Here is a 19,839-nt window from a genome sequence, read left to right as displayed (position 1 = left end):
TATGAGAATTGCTCGCGACATCATCTTGGCATGCATTCGTTCATGGATCAATAACAAGCACGTCACGAAAAAGATCTCTTCACATGCCGCTTGCCGTCTTATATAGCCGTGCACTCTCAGGTATGCAAGCACCATTGGTTACGGTGGAAACACATATTGCCAATGGCCTGCCGAGTTTCACGATTGTCGGATTAGCAGAAACAGAAGTAAAAGAAAGCAAGGACCGTGTCAGAGCCGCGCTACAAAATGCACAGTTTAAAATTCCTGCTCAACGTATCACTATTAATCTTGCGCCCGCTGATCTACCTAAAGAAAGTGGTCGCTTTGATCTACCGATCGCACTGGGAATTCTTGCTGCAACCGGACAAATTCCCGCGGACAAACTCGATCAATATGAATGGGCAGGAGAGCTGGCCCTGACCGGTGAATTACGCCCAATAAGAGGCGCCCTGGCGATGACTTATGGCGCTTCCTCCTCAGGCCGCAGCTTTGTACTGCCACAACAAAATGCTGCGGAAGCCGCTTTAGTTAAAGAAGCAATTGTTTATCCTGCCAAATCACTATTACAGATATGCGCTCACTTGACAGGCCACTCGCCGCTGCAAATTTATGCCCGCTCACCAGACAGCGATATTGAAAGTGATTCATCACCCTATCCAGATATGGCAGAAGTTAAAGGTCAGATACAGGCTAAACGTGCATTGGAAATTGCGGCTGCAGGTAATCATAGTGTACTGATGATAGGTCCCCCCGGCACGGGGAAATCCATGCTTGCGGCACGTTTTCCAGGTATTCTTCCATCAATGAGCGAAGAAGAAGCACTGAAAACAGCTGCAATACAATCTCTGAGCCAGGGCAACTTTAATATTGCCAATTGGAAACGCCGACCTTATCGTTCACCACACCATACAGCTTCTGGTGTAGCATTGGTTGGTGGGGGCAGCAATCCACGTCCTGGTGAAATTTCGCTGGCTATGCATGGCGTACTATTTCTTGATGAATTGCCAGAATTTGACCGCAAAGTGCTGGAAGTCTTACGAGAACCACTTGAATCTGGATATATCACCATTTCTCGTGCCGCGCGCCAAGCAGAGTTTCCAGCTCAATTTCAATTACTTGCAGCCATGAATCCTTGCCCTTGCGGATATCTTGGACATTACAATGGCTATTGTCATTGCAGTCCCGATCAAGTGGCACGCTACCGTGGAAAAATTTCGGGACCTTTACTTGACCGTATCGATATTCAAATTGAAGTACCCGCTCTATCCCATAAAGATTTGTTACACCAAATATCTGGAGAAAAAAGTAACGCTATACGACAGCGGGTTGAAAAAGCATATCAACAACAATTAGCACGGCAAGGTAAAGCAAACAGTCTATTAACCGTGAAGCATATCGACCAATACTGTATACCTGACACACAGGGAGCAAACCTGCTCGAACAAGCGATGACACGCTTAAATTTTTCAGCGCGCGCTTATCATCGTATTTTAAAAGTGGCTAGAACTATAGCAGATCTGACCGGTAGTAATAAAATCAGCAGTCATCATATCGCCGAAGCAATTCAATACCGAAAACTAGATAGAAATTAACCAACCATAAATTCTAATTAGCCTCTTCACAGAATTGACCCCATATAAAAATGATCAGTTACTCTTAATCCTGATAGAGATTTTAATCTAGCAATTTACATGAACCATGCCGGGTTTTCCAATGAAATCACATCATGTCTTTCATATAATCCAGACGCACCCAAAATTACCTACATCCAAGGCCGCAGGCCTTGAAAATCCGAAGTGCCAGCACAATACAAAAGCCAGCTATTTTCCTAAGCTATGCCCACGAAATGATTCCACTACAGAAACACCAACAAAATAAGTGAATATAGCCTAATCCGTCACAACACGACAGAAACCAATCTATTTATCGTCATAAAAAACTAAGACATAAAAAATTTTCAGGCACTCTGGCTACCATCTCTTCTAAAATTCCGTTAATCCAATATAGATCTCGCAGGAAGTCTGGATCAACATGATATCCAGAACAATTCGCTTATTCGTAATCATAAACCCACCCCGTTGCTATTTTATTGGCATGAAAATCATACCCACGTTAAACAACAATTTCAAAAGACACCCACCTGCCGAATATAATGTCTATCGGCATAAACAATATGCAATCACATTTTTTCTATATGGTCTTTCCAACCTCAGTTTCTTTCATTACCACGGAATAGTCTGACCATCAAACGCATAAAATTTCCCAGAATCGGCGAGAGTCAGATGGCTAATTACATCACGCATTCCTGTTACGCTCTGTTCTACGGAAATAAGCCCATTGGGGCCTCCCATATCAGTCCTCACCCAGCCTGGATGTAATAAAACGGCAGTAATACCGGTTGGCTTCAGATCAATGGCCATACTTTTCATGACGATATTTACAGCTGCTTTACTAGATCGATAAACATAACTGCCGCCTCGGTGATTATCAGCTATGCTTCCCATTTTACTGGTAAGAGTGACGATCATTTTCAAATTACTTCTGGCCACCTGCATAATCAACGATTCAGCTATTTTGAGTGGCGCCATGGTATTCACTTGAAATGCCCTTACCCATGCCTCATAATCTGTTCTGCCAAAATCATTGACCCGTTCTGATGGATAAATACCTGCATTATTAATTAGTAAATCAATCACTTCATTCGATAACATTTGTGACAAATTTTCGATTTGTTCCGGTTTTTCAACATCAAGTGCATATACCGCAATCAAATCGGCGTATTGCACCGCCAGATTATTCAGAGCATCCGATGCCGCCGGATGACGGCTGCAAGCTAAGACACGCCAACCATCAACGGCATATTGCCGTACAAACTCCAATCCAATCCCTCGATTAGCGCCTGTAATTAAAACAGTTCTCATATCATTTCTCCCGACAGCTCTTAAACTCATTCATTTGGGAAACTATTACTAGTTAAAACACCATATCAAATGTTTAATCAGGATCACTGGCCTTTTATCCTTTACTCGATATTTCCTACGCTCTCTACTATCGGGTAATGGGTTTATACCGAATCCGCTTCGGTTTTGCGCCTTCTTCACCCAAACGACGGCGCTTGTCTGTCTCATATTCCCTATAGTTCCCATTAAAAAATGTCCACTGTGATTCACCTTCTGCAGCAAGGATATGAGTAGCGATGCGATCGAGGAACCAGCGATCGTGCGAAATTACCAGTACGCAGCCAGCAAACTCGAGTAACGCATCTTCTAACGCGCGCAGCGTCTCTACGTCGAGATCATTGGATGGCTCATCCAATAACAATACGTTGCCGCCGGAAATGAGTGTCTGGGCCAGATGTAAGCGGCCACGTTCTCCGCCGGAAAGATGTCCTACATTTTTTTGTTGGTCGCCACCTTTAAAATTGAAGCGACCAAGATAGGCGCGTGCCGGGATTTCATATCTGCCCACAGTTAAAATATCGTTACCACCGGAAATAGCATCAAACACAGTTTTATTGTCTTCCAGTGCATCACGTGCCTGATCAACATGTGCGATCTTTACCGTTGCACCAATCGTAACATTGCCAGAATCCGGTTTCTCCTTGCCGGTAATCATCCTAAATAACGTGGATTTACCCGCTCCGTTCGGACCAATAATGCCGACAATCGCACCCGGCGGCACCTTAAAGCTCAAATTATCGATCAATAAGCGATCACCATAAGCCTTGAAAACATTCTCAAACTCAATCACTTCATTACCCAGTCGTTCGCCGACAGGTATGAAGATTTCATGCGTTTCGTTGCGCTTCTGATAGTCCTGTGAATTGAGCTCTTCAAAACGGGCAAGACGCGCCTTAGATTTTGCCTGTCGCCCCTTCGAATTTTGCCGCACCCATTCCAGCTCCCGTTTCATCGATTTCATGTGCGCATCAATCTGTTTATTTTCTTGCTCCAGCCGCATTTCCTTCTGTTCTAGCCAGCTCGAGTAGTTGCCTTTCCATGGAATACCATGCCCGCGATCGAGTTCGAGTATCCATTCGGCGGCATTATCGAGAAAGTAACGATCATGAGTCACTGCCACCACGGTTCCAGTAAAGCGCACCAGAAATTGCTCCAGCCATTCTACTGATTCGGCATCAAGATGGTTGGTTGGCTCATCCAGCAGCAACATGTCCGGTTTCTCGAGCAATAGCTTGCATAACGCAACACGACGCTTTTCACCTCCCGAAAGATGTTTAATCATTGCATCCCATGGTGGCAATCGCAATGCATCAGCAGCAATCTCCATCTGATGTCCAGTATCACTGCCCGCAGCAACCAGAATTGCCTCCAGGCGCGCTTGCTCAGTAGCGAGCATGTCGAAGTCCGCTCCTTCTTCGGCATAGGCCGCATACACCTCATCCAATTTTTTCTGCGCCTCTATCATTTCACCCAAACTTTCTTCTACTTCCTGACGCACTGTATGATCGAGATTCAGTTGTGGTTCCTGTGGCAAATAACCAATGCGGATATGGGGTTGACGCTGTACCTCACCATCGTATTCCTTATCCACATTTGCCATGATTTTGAGCACGGTGGATTTACCAGAACCATTCAGTCCTAATAGGCCAATCTTCGCGCCCGGAAAAAAACTGATGGAAATATCCTTAATAATTTGACGCTTGGGAGGAACGATCTTGCTCACACGGAGCATGGACATTACATATTGGGCCATTGATTTAATCTTTATAGATAGAAAACTAACAATACGCTTGCAGGTTATATGAATGGAAAGTGTAACGTAGCTTTCTCGACAATGATAGTACTCTAATGATAGGTATGAGACCTTTGCACGGTAGATGGTATATTTGACCGTTCTTTGTGGTAAAATACTGCTTTTAATCAATAGGATAAATGTGTATTGTGAGCTTCTCAGATTTTGATGTCGTGCGTCGCACCCGCAAAGGAAACTTTCTGAATCAAATTGATCACCTGATTGACTGGGTATCCATCGAAAAAGCGATTGGTTAGCATTATGCGCCTGCAACTGATGTTACGGGTCGCCCAGCCTATCCAGGATTGCTCTTGTTTAAAATGCTGTTGGTTGGTATCTGGCATGGCGGCCTCAGTGACGAGGCAGTTGAAGATATGGCTAATGCCAATCTGTACGTCATGCGCTTTCTAGGCTTGTCTCTGGAAGACGATGTTCCCGATCATTCAGTGCTGTCTCGTTTCAGAACACGCTTAACAGCTGCTAAAGCCTGGGATAATCTGTTGGAACAAATCAATCAGCAAGTCCATGCACTTGATGTCACTGTCAAAACAGGCTGTCACATTGATGCCAGCATCACACATAGCCCACGTAAACCGAAGACTAAGCCGCCCTATGAAGTGGTCAACGACCACGAAGGGCGAGATGATGAATCCTCTGCCCAAGCGACCATGCGAGTCATCGTAGTCAATCAACCCGGTGTAGATACAGATGCTCGTTGGGTAAGGAAAGGTGGTAAATCTATGTTTGGTTATAAACAACACACGTTGGTTGATGACAATGGTTTGGTGATGGTGGTTGAGACCACTGCTGCCAATCAACATGACAGCCAGCCTATGCTTAAATTACTCGATAAGGCCGCAATTAAACCAGGTTCCCGAGTGTATGGCGACAAGGCCTATTGTAGCCAGAAGCATCGTGAGGCTTTGAAATCACGCGGCATCAAAAATGGCATTCAGGATAAGGCGGTGAAGAACAAACCGTTGACTCAACGACAATTACAACGCAATCGCTTGATCACCAAAGTCCGGTATGTCGTGGAACGTACCTTTGGTAGTCAGACGCGTTGGTTTGGAAGTAAATTCCTACGTTACCGAGGTTTGGCCAAAGCGCATGCTTGGCATATTCTGTAGGCTATGGCATATAACTTGAAAAGACTACCCAAATTATTTGTACAAAATTTAGTAACGCAGGAAACGTGTGCTTTTTAAACGGTAAATAGGATAATAAGTCGCTTATTCCGCAATTTTTATAATTAAGATCGGCTAAAACACATCAATTATTCAAAGTAACGACCGTACTTGTGGATTTTATTTTAAAAACTGAGTTTTGCAAAGATCTCAGATCTGCAAATCCCTAGATTGCAACCAGCACTGATTTACCATTGAAGACTTTTGCAAAACCCCAATAGTTGAAAAATTAATCTCTTATAATCAATAGTAGAAAATTTCTGGCGAGGGCTTTTGCAAAAGTCTCCATTGGTTACGTTAATTTGGTAAAAAAGTTAAAGCCATTAATTACAGAGTTAATCTGATTAATAGCTAAACATACAATGCAAGCCCTTAATCATCAAGAAATGACAGGAGTTTTCTTTGGGTTTTTCTGCTTCTTTGATAACAGAATCTGTGAACTTCATAACCATAATTATGAGAAACTATTGAGCCATCATTATAGTTACTCGCGTTTCACATAATTGATTACAGATAACAAAAAACCCGATAACCTTATTATTCATGCGGATTTTGTTGGTTCTGCCAAGTGTCTATTGATGTATCTGTGGCGGAGAGAGAGGGATTCGAACCCTCGATAAGCTTTTTGAGCCTATACTCCCTTAGCAGGGGAGCGCCTTCGACCACTCGGCCATCTCTCCAGATACGATACAGAATACGGAAGGATAACGGGTTACAGCATTCCGGTCAAATTTTGTTGTAAGCTTTAGCCAGATGCTAAAGGATTTGATCCAGATCAAATGCCTTATGTAATACTCTCACAGCAAGTTCCATGTATTTCTCATCCACAACTACTGAAACCTTAATTTCAGAAGTTCCAATCATCTGAATATTAATGCCCTCTTCCGCTAGAACACGAAACATTTTACTCGCAATTCCAGCATGTGAGCGCATACCCACCCCCACTACAGACACCTTGGCGATTCTATCTCCACCAACCACATCGCGCGCGCCAATATGAGGCTGAATTTTTTCTCTCAGGATATTCATTGTATTAGCAAATTCGCCACGATGAACTGTAAATGAAAAATCCGTCAAGCCATCAAAACCCACATTCTGAATGATCATGTCCACATCAATATTAGCATCCGCTACCGGACCCAGGATTTGATAGGCAATACCCGGATGATCTGGCACACCCAATACAGTTATCTTAGCTTCATCACGACTGAATGCGATGCCTGAAATTACAGCTTGCTCCATATCCCCATTTTCCTCATAAGTAATCAGGGTGCCTTCCCCCTCATCCTCAAAGCTAGATAATACTCTCAACTTTACTTTATATTTACCGGCAAACTCAACCGACCGTAGCTGCAAAACTTTTGAACCCAGGCTAGCCATCTCAAGCATTTCTTCAAAGGTAATCGTTCTTAAACGTTTGGCTTCAGGCACAACACGCGGATCAGTCGTATAAATACCATCTACATCAGTATAAATCTGACACTCATCGGCTCTCAGTGCAGCTGCAAGTGCAACGCCAGTTGTGTCAGAACCACCTCGTCCCAGCGTAGTAATACTATCTGTTCCATCTATCCCCTGAAAGCCGGCAACTACAACAACATACCCCGCATTCAGATCAATGCTGATCTTATTCTTATCAATATCCAGTATTCGCGCTCTTGTATATGAATTGTCAGTCAGTATCTTTACTTGAGCTCCGGTGTAACTTTTAGCTTTTACATTCAGCTCCATTAATGCCATGGATAATAATGCGATGGAAACTTGCTCACCAGTAGAAATCATCATATCCAGCTCGCGTGGATCAGGATGAGTCTGAACCTCTTTAGCTAAAGCAATAAGACGATTTGTCTCACCACTCATAGCAGAGACCACTACCACGATCTGATGACCCTGAGCGTGAAATTTGGCTACCCTACGGGCAACATTTTTGATACGCTCGGTACTACCGACCGATGTACCCCCATATTTTTGAACGTAAAATGCCACAGTTTGTCAATATCACCTTTAAATGACAGGTGCTAATTAGGAAAAATGGCAATTCTACACTTTTCTGAAAAAGAACACTAATCCACATTTTTAATATCACGATTATGGATCGTTTTACATTCCGGGCAAAATCTTTACTATTCGCCGCGGCGGCCTCTCGTGAGCTTAATTTCTTTCTCACCGAACGGGTTAGGTGCGACAATCCTGGCATCTGTTGAAAAAATGATAGAGTATTCTTGCAAGTGACATAAGAACTGGCGTGTTAGATATTGCGAGGCCTTTGCAAAACCCCTATAGTTGAAAAATTAATCCTTTTATAATCAACAGTAAAAAACTTATGGTGAGGGCTTTTGCAAAGGTCTCATTGCATTGACCAAGCATACAGGCTACCCTTTTATCCATATTCCAATCAATAAGTTAATCGTGCCGTAATAGTTAGTCGATTTTCTTCTACCCTTGCCGCATGCGGGCATAACGATGACTATAGGTAGTAAAAGTAGAACGCGTGTAACCACCCTTATTCACAAATATCACGACCTGTTCTTTGGTTGGATAAAACTGAAACCTATAAGCTCATTTAACGTTTTATAATTCATGCACACGGTGAGACCGTGCTATTTAATGTAAAAACATCCACCACGAAAAACCAAAACCTTCACCTACCTAGCTCGAAAATTGAGGCTTTTCGAAAATTTTGACAAAACAATAGAAATATCATTACTCGAAATCCGATGCCAGCTTATATCCAAAAGCACAGCTATATTCATTAGCCTTGACATCCTCCCCTTCCTAAACGAAGGGGATTCCTAGCGACTTATTAAGCCGTTAAGAGTAGGTTTATATTGCTACTGCCTACTGGTTCCTGCTTCTTAGACGAAACTAACGTTTCAACTCCACAGGCTAACAAGCGATGTCCTCGCTCAAGTACATTCAAGGCACCTACCAAGTCGGCATTGGCTTTAAATCCACATTCTGTACATTCAAAAGCACTTTGGCTTTTGCGATTGTCACGACTAACATGTTGACATCTAGGGCAGGTTTGAGAGGTGTATTGAGGGTTTACCTTCAATACATCCCCGCCTGAACAAGCCTGTTTATACTCCAAGAACGAAACGAACATTCCCCATCCTTGGTCAAGAATGGATTTGTTTAGACCCGATTTCGCTTTGACGTTTTTACCATGCTTTTCAACACTGCCCTTGGCACTCTTAGACATGTTTCCTATCTTTAAATTCTCAACTACGACCATTGCGTGATTTTTGCTGATTTCGGTTGAGGTTTTGTGTAAGAAGTCTAAACGAGCATTGGCAATACGCTCATGCAGTCGGGTAATGATTTGTTTCTGCTTTTTCCAGTTAGCAGAGAAACGGGCTTTTTTAGACAGCTTACGCTGTTCAAAAGCCAGTTTCTTTGATAACTTTCTGAAACTGTTTAAAGGTTCTACGTATGAGCCGTCTGACAAGGTTGCAAAGCGGGTAACGCCCATATCAACACCAATCATACTGGTTGAGCTATGACGCTTTAGCTCGGTCTCGTACTCAGTCTGAATCGACACGTACCAATAACCGCCTTTACGGGAAATCGTCATATTTTTAACGTCACCAATGACTTGGCGTGAATTACGATATTTCACCCAACCGATTTTAGGCAAGAACACTTTGTTAGACTCTTGCTCCAGCTTAAATCCTTGTGGATAACGAAAGCTGTCACTCAAACCTTTTTTCTTGAATTTTGGAATCCGTTTTAAAGGCTGTTTTTTATAAAAACCGTCTTTGAACGCTTTTTCTAAGTTTTTTAAGGCTTGTTGCAACGGTTGAGAATGAACGGTTTTTAGAAATCCATAATCTTCTGAGGATTTCCATAGCTTTAGCCAAAATGACAACTCGTTGTACCAAAGCAATGGCTGTTTCTGCTCTAATCTGAACAGATTCATTGCTAAGGCTTTATTCCAAACAAACCGATTAACACCCGCAAACTCAACCATCTTCTGTACTTGGTCAGAATTTGGATTGAGTCGAAATTTAAAGGCTTTGCGTATAATCTGCTTCATAGTTATAATTACACAAAAAGGAATTGGTCTATGCAAGCTAATAGCGATGTAAGAACAGGAAGAAATTGTGTTTTTAATCTTCATGTTCATTTGGTCTTTGTAACAAAATACCGTAGAGATGTTTTCTCCGGAAGGGTATTAATTGATTTGGAAGAAATATTTAAAAACGTGTGTTTGGATTTTGAAGCAGAATTGGTGGAATTTAACGGTGAGCATGATCATATTCACCTTTTAGTTAACTATCCACCAAAAATTGCTATTTCTAACTTGGTAAATAGTTTGAAAGGCGTTTCAAGCCGACTTATTCGCAAAAAGAATTATCCCGAAATTAAAAATAAGCTTTGGGGTAATATGCTTTGGAGTCCAAGCTATTTTGCGGGTAGTTGTGGTGGAGCACCACTCTCGATTATTAAGCAATATATTGAACAACAGCAAAGACCGCATTAAACAAGCTTCGCCTGTGCGCTTATATCTCCGCCCTGAAGGACGAAGTTTTACGCGCTATTTGATAAAAAACTAACACAATAATCATCCTGCTCGAAATTCGGAAAATGGAATGGTTACTCTACAATTTTTAGCTCAGGGAAACGCCGGTACCTTTGGCTCTGTACCTTCAATTTCCACCTTAGGTAAATGTTGTCTCACGCATTTTTCTATTTCATCGATTCGCTCAGACGACACATCAACCAATACCAGGAACTGACCGGCTTCAATTGCTTCCTCAAATTGTTTAATCCGTCTATTACCAACAGTCATCCCTACCATACCGCTTACCCACGCACCTACACCTGCACCTGCAAGCGTGGTTGCCAATAAAACACCGCCTGCAATTACCGTTGAAGCGGGTGGCAAAACAACTGCAACCAATCCTGCTAATATTCCAGTTGACCCACCTATTGCTAGGCCTTGCTCTACTGCCGGAATAAAATCGCTTTTCTGCAAAAGGTTGGCCTCAGGTAAGTTTTCTAGTGGTGTACCACGTTTGGCAATTACGTGAATACGTCGCTCTTCAATGCGCGCCATAAGCAGTTCATCAACAATTTGTTTAGTAATCGCAATATCTGGAGCCAGAAAATAAATTCGTCGCATGATGAATCTCCTCCATCTAACAGGTTGAGTATCACATTAACAAAATGCTCACCTTTTATTCTCAAGTCACCCGCTTCGCCATCTCAAAACGAGTATTTTTTAGCTGAGTCCTATTCGAAATAGAAAAGTGGCATACAGATTAAATTTCTTTAAATACAGTTCACTAATATAACCATTTACCCATCATCCACTAAAATATAATAGAGTTTTAGCTACGAACAAGTAAATAAGCATATCCCTTATTTGTTAAATTCGAATAATATTTCACTATCCACAACGCTGCTATCATTTCATCTACGGCACATCTCTGTTACTCAGCATACAAAAAGTATATTTCTAGCTCACAGGCGGTATCAGATCTGCATCTGGAATACCGGCACCATTCAAAATGCGTATCACGAGATCAGAGGTTGAAATACCGGGGGTATAGTCAATCTCATGAACCATATGTGATGGTAGTAGCGCGCATCGCTTATATTTTTCTACACGCTCATTTTCAGAGGCACAAGCGAACACGTATAAATCAAAATCATGCGTCTGCATAAACTCCACAGTCGTATTTAATGGGCTATCCGCAATGACCATATCAACGTACCTACAGGCCGAAACAAGTGCCATGCGTTCTGCCTGTCGCATTACCGGGCACTTTCCTTTATTCTTCCGTACATGCTCATCTGGCACGATACAAACAGTCAAATGTTCGCCCAATGCGCGCGCAGCACGCAAGAAATTAACATGCCCTTCATGAAATAAATCCGCTACCATGCGTGTATATATACGACGCCTCCGTCGATTCTGCGGCCAAGCGGGTATCTCCTGATTTAATTGTGACATTGTCTTTTCTAACCATTGACGGCTACGCAGTATTAACACATCATCCGGATCCTTCAAGCCGATTTGCTGGGCATAACACCATGCCTTTGCAAGATCTCCCGATAACCAGTGCTGTACAAGACGGCTATATGCGTAGCATTGAACGAGTAAAGTATAATGTTCGAGATTAGGTGCCGATATCACCGAATCCCAGTATGGATTCGGTGTTCGCCAATCACCATAAAATGCCGTTAGAATTTTTTCAGGCTGTTGTGGAAACCATACATTTCCAAATGCAGTTTCGCGCTGGATCAGATTAAAAACAGGGTACACAGAAACCCGCTGATATGCTGCGGGACGATTGGGCAGCATAAACCCGCCTACTATCCGTGTCTCATTACTCTGTTGCAATCCACATACATCCAATGTAACGCCTATTTCTGAATGCACATAGTCACGGTAATTACTATACGTAATCCCCGTCGTTATCCTGGACCAACCCATTTTTTCTAACGCATCACAGCAAGTGTCTAACGACTCAACCCATACACCAATATCCAGATCCTTGTCAAAATCTAATAAGCGGCCGTTGCGCACAATTCCCAACAACGTTCCTGCAAACGGAAATGCTTGAATCCTGAGTGACGCCAACTCTGCACAAGTCTTCCATAACAGCTGTTCCGCTGCTCCAGAAGCAAATATATTGACAACATTAGATCGTGCTTTCGACTGTTCCCGCTTTTTGGGTACTTTACCGGCTTTAATTAGTCCAATGAGATGTTCCAATGCGCAAGAAAAATTGGCTTGAGCCGTGGCCAAATTTAATAAAGTAAAGTTTGCTATTCCCATTATTAATGCCCAACGGGCTTTATGCACGTCATCTTGTACATGTACATAGATCTTGGCCGCATACACCGGTACATCAGCCACTCGCCCTGTTCGGCTTGCAAGTGAGCACCACAATCTTGCAACGAGAGGCGATAGTGGATATTCCTTCTTTAATAAATTTAATAAATTAGTGGCCTCATCCCAACTACCTGTGCTGATCAGATTTCTCGCTTGCTGTAATAATTCCTCGAGTTTCTTTGTCATAGCCAAGATTATGATGATTTAAAAATAACCATCATGCAAAAATCATGAATCAAAATTTTTATATTAATTAAATACTCGTGCAACATTTTTTAACATACTGGGATACCAGCCTATTTTTAAAGCAGTATTTGCACTTCCAATCCAACAGCTATAGGATAATCGTGCAGTTTTTCATCTCGCTTCTTTATTACCTGTGTTTCAAGTTACACATTACAGTCTTGTCGAGGGCATCTATTCATAATCGGGACTAACCGTTCATATTTACTTGATATCTTAAATCATCGCATCCAGTCTTGCCTCGCTTGCAATCTTCAGGACTCAGCTATCATAGAAAAGACATTACATTGTATATCTCATTCGTTTTTTGATATTATCGAGAACGACTCTCATTATTATTTGCATTTGATTATAAAATAAATAAGCATGAGAAAATGGGTAATCTTAAAAATGAAGTAGCATTCAACCTGTGTGGAGGCAATACATGGCAGTAACTATAACGTCTCGTCCTAATATCGGTTCATCCGGACTCATTCAAATAATTGATGGTGAAGAATTTGTGGGATTTGGCTCTGGTGGTTTTGGTGAAGACGATTTACTTATCATTGGTGATGAAACTGATAATATTCTTACAGGAGGAATCGGTCATGACAAAATAGAGGGGGAAAGTGGAAACGATATTATAACTGGTGGAGCTGGAAACGACACATTAGGTGGCGGCCCGGGTGATGATGATCTTGACGGTCAAGAAGGAACCGACAAACTGTTTGGCGATGCCGGTAACGACATTCTGCGCGCCGGCCATGGTCATGATATTCTGCAAGGAGGAACCGGCAATGATATCTTCGGTTTTTATGCATTGGGACATTTCGAGGTTCAAGACTTTACGATTGGTGAAGATCGCTTGTTTTTCGATTCAGAAAAAACCGGCATTAACAATCTCGACCAGCTCGTGCAGTTAATTACCAGTATTGATCAGAGAGACGATGGTGTAACAGTCGGATTTGGTCCAGATGCATCCATCGATCTAATCGGCATTAATCTGAATGATATTACGGCTGATATGGTTATTTTTACTCTCTAAACATTACTGATTTTCTTTAAATAAGCACAAGCCAAATCCTAGCTAATAAGTCTACACTTTTAGCTAAGATGGTAATATTTCAAATTAGAGTAGTCGAGTATTTCAAGTAGCTATCCTCAAATATCGTAACAAAAGAAGATAAAGTGGGGCTTCGCCATTCTGCCGGCTTGGCGAAACCCCATTTCATCTACAACAAATTATTCCAGTAATCTGTAAAGATCGCCGTAATTATCTGTTTGGCCCTATTGGCCTTAGATACATCATCTGCACCACTGGCTTCTTTTAAGTCCTGCAATGCATTATCCAGCTTTATCCGTTGCAATGCGCCCAGACGCATTTCAAGATCAGAAATGACTATTCCGGCATAAAGCGATGCCTGTTCAGCAGAAACCATTGCCTGACCTCGATCAACGCCCACGGTTAATTCATTATTATCCAAACTATCACTCAGATAACCAATAACACCTCTGCTGATCTCGCTGATCACCTGATCTGCTACGACATGCGTCACGTCCCCTGTCAATTGAGCTTTGATTATATCGTTACCTAAAGAATTATCACGTGAAATGAAAGCTTCTACGATACGATAAAAGAATTCACCCTCTTTCTGGTTAATCAACGCCCCTTCGAGATCCCTTTCTCTTTTATCTATAACGCCGTCAATTTCTCTCAATACACCAATAAAGAAAGCTCTGATAAGCGAAGAAACAATAACCTCGCTTTCAACCGCAACCATTATTTTATCTTCGGTTACATTATTTTTACTTAACGCGTGCTGCCCACGAATAAACGCCAGAGTAATAATGCTGTCAAGACCAGGATTACTACCAGTCTCAATTGATTGTCTATCTGCAGACAAAATCCTATCTTCCCTGGCCGCAGTGCCTTTAATAGCGCCGAATGCAGCATACGCCTGATCCCATTCAAGCCCAAGAACCTCAGTAGCCGTGCTGTCAAAAGTATCTCTTACCAGCGTAACCCGGTTATAGACTGCTAAGGCAAATACACGCTGCAAGGTTTTATCAATCACCTGTGCCGCAAGTTTTTCCTGGTTTCCATTTTTAATGGCGTCAATAGCAACAACGATATCGTTATTTAATGTTAACGCAAATACTTCATCAACTAACTGCGTTAATTGTTGTAATTCACCCGTATATTCCGCAGCAATCCCATCTGCATTAATAGGAGCTTCTCTCCGCAATACCCCAATTGCTTGAAAAGCGGATACAGCAGCATCAATAAAATCAGTGCTATTTGTTTTCTTATAGTCTGCCAACACCAAACTATTCTCATAGTCTCCTAAAATAGCCGTGATTACCTGGCGTGCCTCACCAGCCTTAGTCGTGTCTTCTTCACTACTAGCGTCTCTCAACTTATTCAGTGCCGCACCCAAATCATTACGTACTGTAGAACCCAGACGCAGCTCAAGATCAGGAATAAACACATTTGAATATAGCCACGCTTCTTCTGCTACAATCATGGCTCGTTCACGATCGTTACCAATGCTGGATTCGTTTGCATTCAGCTCACCTTTGACACGACCTACGAATCCTTTGCTTAGTTCACTAACAACCTCATCAGCAATGACATTAGATACATTTCCTGTCAATTGTGATTTTATTAAAACATTACCTGTGGGATTATCAGTCGCAATAAATCCTTCTATGATACGATAAAAAAACTCACCTTCTTTTTGATTAATTAACGCACCTTCCAGGTTTCTTTCTCTCTTATCTATCAGTCCATCTACTTCCCTCAACACTCCAATATAATAGGCTCTGGCCAGCGAAAGACGAATAATCTGGCGCTCAATGCCAACGGTAATTTTATCCTCCGCTGCATTTTCCTTGTTTAACGCCGCCTTGCCTCGCGCCAATGCATCTGTTATCTGAATATCGAGACCTGGATTATCTCCTGTCTCAATAGACTGCCTGTCTGCAGAGATTATCTTATTTTCCCGACTTGCAGTACCTCTAACAGCCTCAAACGCAGCCGTTGCCTCATCCCATTTAAGACCTAATTCTGCCGTAGCCTGACTATCGAAACTATCACGTACTGATGTAATACGTTCAAGTATGGTCTGAAAAAAAACACGCTGTAGTGTCTTATCAATAATCTGGGCAGCTAATTTCGGCTCATTATCATTCCTGATATCATCAATCGCGGCCAAAACATCACTATCCATATTTGACACAAGCTGGATATCTGCCTGTTTTGTTAACGCCTGCAATGCACCCGCATACTTTGTAGCAATCGCATCAGCATTAATTGGATTCTCTTTGCGCAATACACCAATTTCCTGAAAAGCAGAAACAGCAGGTTCAATCACATCTTCAGCGGAAGTTGTCTTTAAAGCAGCAGCATGGACCGCCGTGCTTTCGCTGATCAGCACTACAAGTCCACCAAACAGTATCAAGACACTGGCCAGAGACATCAAGTATCTGGAAAGATATGGCATTCAGATCTCCTTTTATAAATATAAATAATTTTTCTTGAATAATAAGAATAACAATAGCATTAATGATAATCATTATCATTATTATGCGAGCAATGATAGCATTAAAACTATAATTAAACGCATGCCCGCCTCTTCTAACAACAAAATTACATGAAAAAACTTTATCTTTAACTTACAACAGAAAATCTTTCAAAAATAGATTGGGCCTGTCGAAAAATGAAAAAAATAGTGATTCCGTAAAAATAAACTATTCAATAATCAGCATGCTGCAAATTTTCATTTATCCAAAAAACTATTTCCCGACAGGCCCAGATTCTAAAAAATTCATTCAATATCATTGAAGATAGAAACTTTCTTCAATACAAGAAAGATACTATGATTTGCTGATTTCAAACTATTTTCATAAGGTTCCCGTTACATGCACCAGTTAAACAGGTGAGTCTTAGGCATATTCTTATTCTTTCTTTTCGAGCCAAATAGCGGCTAGAAGTTAGCAATCAATGAAGCACGCACTGCTATGGGCGACCCTGGTGATAAATTATTATTGTTATGAACCGAAGCAATATATTTAGTATCAAAGAGGTTTTCTATATTTATCTGGGCTCGTACCTGTTTGCTAAGCTGTGCAAAAAAGGCAGCATCTACCCGTGTAAAACCTTGCACCCTAACTGTATTATCGGTTGAAGCAAACATATCACTACGATTAATAATACCTAGTGCAGCACCCAGCCTAGGTGTAAAATCATATCGACTCCATATTGAGAACGTATTACGAGGCAGTTCTGCAACAGTAGCGCCTTTTCTAGCCGCATTAGATTCTGTATTCAGAATTTCACCATCTTGAAAGGCATATCCACCCATTACGCTCCATTCTGGTGTCAGCTGACCACTTAGACTGACTTCAACGCCCTGGGTACGCTGACCTTTCGTCAAAAAGGTCAAAGAAGGATCATTAGGATCCACAGTAATCACATTACTCCGATCCAATCGATATGCAGCACCCGTCAAAGCTAAATCAGAACGAATATCCCATTTGAAACCCGCTTCCAATGTAGTAAATTTTTCTGGCTTGAGGGTTGCCCGGGTTACTTGAATAGAAGTCAGTTGCTCACCTGCTCGAGGCACAAACGCTTGACTAAAGCTCGCATAAATCGAAACAGGCTCAATTGGCTTATAAATAATCCCAAATCGAGGTGCGAGTAACCCATCGTTAGTTTTTAAACTGGTACTATCACCATTCCTCTTCTTAAAATCGACCTCAAACAAATCATAACGTACACCAACGATCGCTTGAAGCTGTGGCAGCAACTCAATCTGATCTTGAAAATAAAATGAGGTGATATCCACAACACTGTGATTATCCGCATCCTGATCTCTGGTTATAAATGTAATAGGTGCCTTGGTGATGGGGTCACTCAATGGGACAAACAGATTATTCTCTCTTAGATTGTTATTAAAAAAACCAGTGCGACGTCTGCTATTCGTTACTTGGCGACCCACTTCAATCCCTGCTAACAATGTATGACTGATCGGTCCGGTATCAAGCGAATAGAGTAAATTTGTTTGGTTAAATACGTTCTTACGATCCGTTGTATCATCATAAGCACCCAGTGATACTAACCCAGAAAAGACAGGCGAATTCGCAAACACATTGCCATAAAATTTATCATAATCCGCATAATTTGTTCGATTATGCAGTATGAGTCCAATATCAAATTTATGCTCAATAAATGAATTGAATGACAGCACTTCGACATCAGCATTGCTACGATTAGGATCACCAAAGAACCGTGATCGTGAAACCTTGACAGGACCTCCTTGGAACGAAGGAATACCTCGATCAGCCGTACGATCATCATGAAATCGTTCCATATTCAGAACAATTTTTGTTCGATTAGCAGGTTTGATTGTTATTGTCGGTGAAATACCACGGCGCCGTATATCAACTCCCTCACGAAAACTTTCCGAATCCTCGTACATCGCATTCAAACGAAAAGCAACCATGTCATGAACGCCTTGACCAACATCAGCAGTCATTCGTTTCTTATTGAACGAACCACCTTGAAAAGAAAATTCACGAATGGGATTCCAGCTGGCTTCTTTAGTTACTCGATTAACGACACCTCCTGAACCACCACGACCAAAAATCATTCCATTAGCACCTTTCAGTACTTCAATTCGATCAATATTATAAAGATCACGAAAAAACTGAACATCATCGCGTATTCCGTCAATAAAGAAATCACCCGTTGAACGATTACCACGAAATACAAGTGCGTCGCGATTACCCTCACCTTGCGATACTCCGACTCCTGGTACGTAACGCACGGCATCACCCAAGCTCTGGATTGATTGATCCTTAATTAATTCATTAGTGATAACAGAGATAGATTGCGGAACATCGCGCAACAATGTATTCGTTTTAGTCGCAGTAATACTACTGACGGCCTGATAACGACTAATACTACTTGCAGCCACTCGGATCGAAGGCAGTGTCGTGACAGTATCCCTCGCTTCGGATGATGCTGCCGGCAATTGAGTAATTGCATATCCATTTGTTTGTGGCACCGCCTGTAAATTACTGCCAGCAAGCAACTGATTTAGTCCGGTCTGAATATCAAAGTCACCCGATAGCCCTGATGTCGTTATACCTTGTATCTCTGCAGAATTAAAATAAAGCTTAACCCCAACCTGCTCCGAAAATTGGTTCAACGCATCTATCAATGAACCGGCAGGAATTCTCACTGCCTGTTTAACGGTAGCAATGCCATTATTTGATTCCGCAAAAGATTTATTAGGTGAGGCAGAAACAGCTATTCCCAAGAAAATCAGGGCTACGTATACATACAAAATATTCTTAAAAGGTGCTTTCTTATCACAACATTGACCCAAATTCGGCGCGTATATATGGTTTAAAATAGTAACAAATACAATACTGAAAGTGCGCATTGATGATTCCCAGCAAAACAGATTTGATATAAAAATTACTTGCGCACAATAGCCAAGCCACTTAGAAATGCCATTGGCACATAAAAACGCTCAGCATATTTCATTTCCTCGATGAATTTTCCATATTCACACCTACTTAATCCAATCAAATGGGTTTATTTTGATCTCGTGCACTAAAATGATGTGGATTGAGTGTACTTACTCTAATCATATCTGTATTGTCCATGGTTGAGTCAGCATCAACGTCGCTAATGAGAATGATTCGTAATTATATTCTACTTTTAATAGATTGCAAGTGAGACCACAAGAAATTTTTATGCAATTGGCTCAAGAATCATATACTGACATACGAAAAACTGAGTGATAAAAGAGAAAATTTATC

At 41.7% G+C, this 19,839-nt stretch carries 11 protein-coding genes, 1 tRNA gene and 1 pseudogene; 4 read left to right on the top strand and 9 right to left on the bottom strand.

All coding sequences use genetic code 11. The annotated features are described in order from the left end of the window. Positions 1-83: 83 nt before the first annotated feature. Positions 84-1,592, top strand: a complete 1,509-nt coding sequence (locus tag BUQ89_RS08255) for a YifB family Mg chelatase-like AAA ATPase (RefSeq protein WP_028461684.1) — start codon at positions 84-86, stop codon at positions 1,590-1,592. Positions 1,593-2,222: 630 nt separating this feature from the next. Here the strand turns inward: BUQ89_RS08255 and BUQ89_RS08250 are convergent. Next, positions 2,223-2,921 carry an SDR family oxidoreductase gene (locus tag BUQ89_RS08250; RefSeq protein ID WP_028461683.1) on the bottom strand — a complete coding sequence of 233 codons (699 nt, stop codon included), beginning with the start codon at positions 2,919-2,921 and terminating at the stop codon, positions 2,223-2,225. 127 nt (positions 2,922-3,048) lie between these two features. Next, the gene (ettA, locus tag BUQ89_RS08245) at positions 3,049-4,713 is read right to left on the bottom strand and encodes an energy-dependent translational throttle protein EttA (RefSeq protein WP_028461682.1); all 1,665 of its coding nucleotides are present in this window, start codon (positions 4,711-4,713) and stop codon (positions 3,049-3,051) included. Between the two features lie 329 nt (positions 4,714-5,042). Here ettA and BUQ89_RS08240 point away from each other — a divergent pair. Then, positions 5,043-5,882: pseudogene (locus BUQ89_RS08240) on the top strand (IS5 family transposase); the annotation flags it as partial. Positions 5,883-6,526: 644 nt separating this feature from the next. Here the strand turns inward: BUQ89_RS08240 and BUQ89_RS08235 are convergent. The 3 genes from BUQ89_RS08235 to BUQ89_RS08225 form a co-directional block, all read right to left on the bottom strand. Further along, positions 6,527-6,619: transfer RNA gene (locus BUQ89_RS08235), tRNA-Ser, on the bottom strand. A 76-nt stretch (positions 6,620-6,695) separates the two neighbouring features. Then, positions 6,696-7,925, bottom strand: coding sequence for an aspartate kinase (locus BUQ89_RS08230; RefSeq protein ID WP_028461681.1), 1,230 nt, complete (start codon positions 7,923-7,925; stop codon positions 6,696-6,698). Between the two features lie 817 nt (positions 7,926-8,742). Continuing rightward, a complete protein-coding gene (locus BUQ89_RS08225; RefSeq protein ID WP_074202570.1) occupies positions 8,743-9,975 on the bottom strand; it encodes an RNA-guided endonuclease InsQ/TnpB family protein in 1,233 nt (410 codons plus the stop codon). A gap of 30 nt (positions 9,976-10,005) precedes the next feature. Here BUQ89_RS08225 and tnpA point away from each other — a divergent pair, with 30 nt between their 5' ends. Continuing rightward, positions 10,006-10,422 carry an IS200/IS605 family transposase gene (gene tnpA / locus BUQ89_RS08220; protein ID WP_074202569.1) on the top strand — a complete coding sequence of 139 codons (417 nt, stop codon included), beginning with the start codon at positions 10,006-10,008 and terminating at the stop codon, positions 10,420-10,422. A 132-nt stretch (positions 10,423-10,554) separates the two neighbouring features. Here tnpA and BUQ89_RS08215 read toward each other — a convergent pair whose 3' ends face one another. Together BUQ89_RS08215 and BUQ89_RS08210 are read right to left on the bottom strand one after the other, a co-directional pair. Then, positions 10,555-11,064: a DUF1269 domain-containing protein gene (locus tag BUQ89_RS08215; protein ID WP_028462127.1), complete on the bottom strand. Its 510-nt coding sequence runs from the start codon at positions 11,062-11,064 to the stop codon at positions 10,555-10,557. 336 nt (positions 11,065-11,400) lie between these two features. After that, the gene (locus BUQ89_RS08210; protein WP_028462126.1) at positions 11,401-12,969 is read right to left on the bottom strand and encodes an FAD synthase family protein; all 1,569 of its coding nucleotides are present in this window, start codon (positions 12,967-12,969) and stop codon (positions 11,401-11,403) included. Between the two features lie 481 nt (positions 12,970-13,450). Here BUQ89_RS08210 and BUQ89_RS08205 point away from each other — a divergent pair, with 481 nt between their 5' ends. Beyond that, a complete protein-coding gene (locus BUQ89_RS08205; RefSeq protein ID WP_028462125.1) occupies positions 13,451-14,050 on the top strand; it encodes a calcium-binding protein in 600 nt (199 codons plus the stop codon). 187 nt (positions 14,051-14,237) lie between these two features. Here BUQ89_RS08205 and BUQ89_RS08200 read toward each other — a convergent pair whose 3' ends face one another. Next, positions 14,238-16,508, bottom strand: coding sequence for a hypothetical protein (locus BUQ89_RS08200; protein ID WP_028462124.1), 2,271 nt, complete (start codon positions 16,506-16,508; stop codon positions 14,238-14,240). 483 nt (positions 16,509-16,991) lie between these two features. After that, the gene (locus BUQ89_RS08195; RefSeq protein ID WP_083399550.1) at positions 16,992-19,457 is read right to left on the bottom strand and encodes a TonB-dependent siderophore receptor; all 2,466 of its coding nucleotides are present in this window, start codon (positions 19,455-19,457) and stop codon (positions 16,992-16,994) included. Positions 19,458-19,839: the final 382 nt, after the last annotated feature.

The sequence above is a fragment of the Nitrosomonas cryotolerans ATCC 49181 genome, assembly GCF_900143275.1.
Classification (GTDB): Bacteria; Pseudomonadota; Gammaproteobacteria; order Burkholderiales; family Nitrosomonadaceae; genus Nitrosomonas; species Nitrosomonas cryotolerans.
This window is presented reverse-complemented; position numbering and strand designations above follow the sequence as displayed.

Coding starts and splice junctions, on each gene's coding strand:
- BUQ89_RS08195 (WP_083399550.1), bottom strand. CDS start 19,457: ATGCGCACTTTCAGTATTGTATTTGTTACTATTTTAAACCATATATAC.
- BUQ89_RS08205 (WP_028462125.1), top strand. CDS start 13,451: ATGGCAGTAACTATAACGTCTCGTCCTAATATCGGTTCATCCGGACTC.
- tnpA (WP_074202569.1), top strand. CDS start 10,006: ATGCAAGCTAATAGCGATGTAAGAACAGGAAGAAATTGTGTTTTTAAT.
- BUQ89_RS08210 (WP_028462126.1), bottom strand. CDS start 12,969: ATGACAAAGAAACTCGAGGAATTATTACAGCAAGCGAGAAATCTGATC.
- BUQ89_RS08215 (WP_028462127.1), bottom strand. CDS start 11,064: ATGCGACGAATTTATTTTCTGGCTCCAGATATTGCGATTACTAAACAA.
- BUQ89_RS08200 (WP_028462124.1), bottom strand. CDS start 16,508: ATGCCATATCTTTCCAGATACTTGATGTCTCTGGCCAGTGTCTTGATA.
- BUQ89_RS08250 (WP_028461683.1), bottom strand. CDS start 2,921: ATGAGAACTGTTTTAATTACAGGCGCTAATCGAGGGATTGGATTGGAG.
- BUQ89_RS08225 (WP_074202570.1), bottom strand. CDS start 9,975: ATGAAGCAGATTATACGCAAAGCCTTTAAATTTCGACTCAATCCAAAT.
- ettA (WP_028461682.1), bottom strand. CDS start 4,713: ATGGCCCAATATGTAATGTCCATGCTCCGTGTGAGCAAGATCGTTCCT.
- BUQ89_RS08255 (WP_028461684.1), top strand. CDS start 84: ATGCCGCTTGCCGTCTTATATAGCCGTGCACTCTCAGGTATGCAAGCA.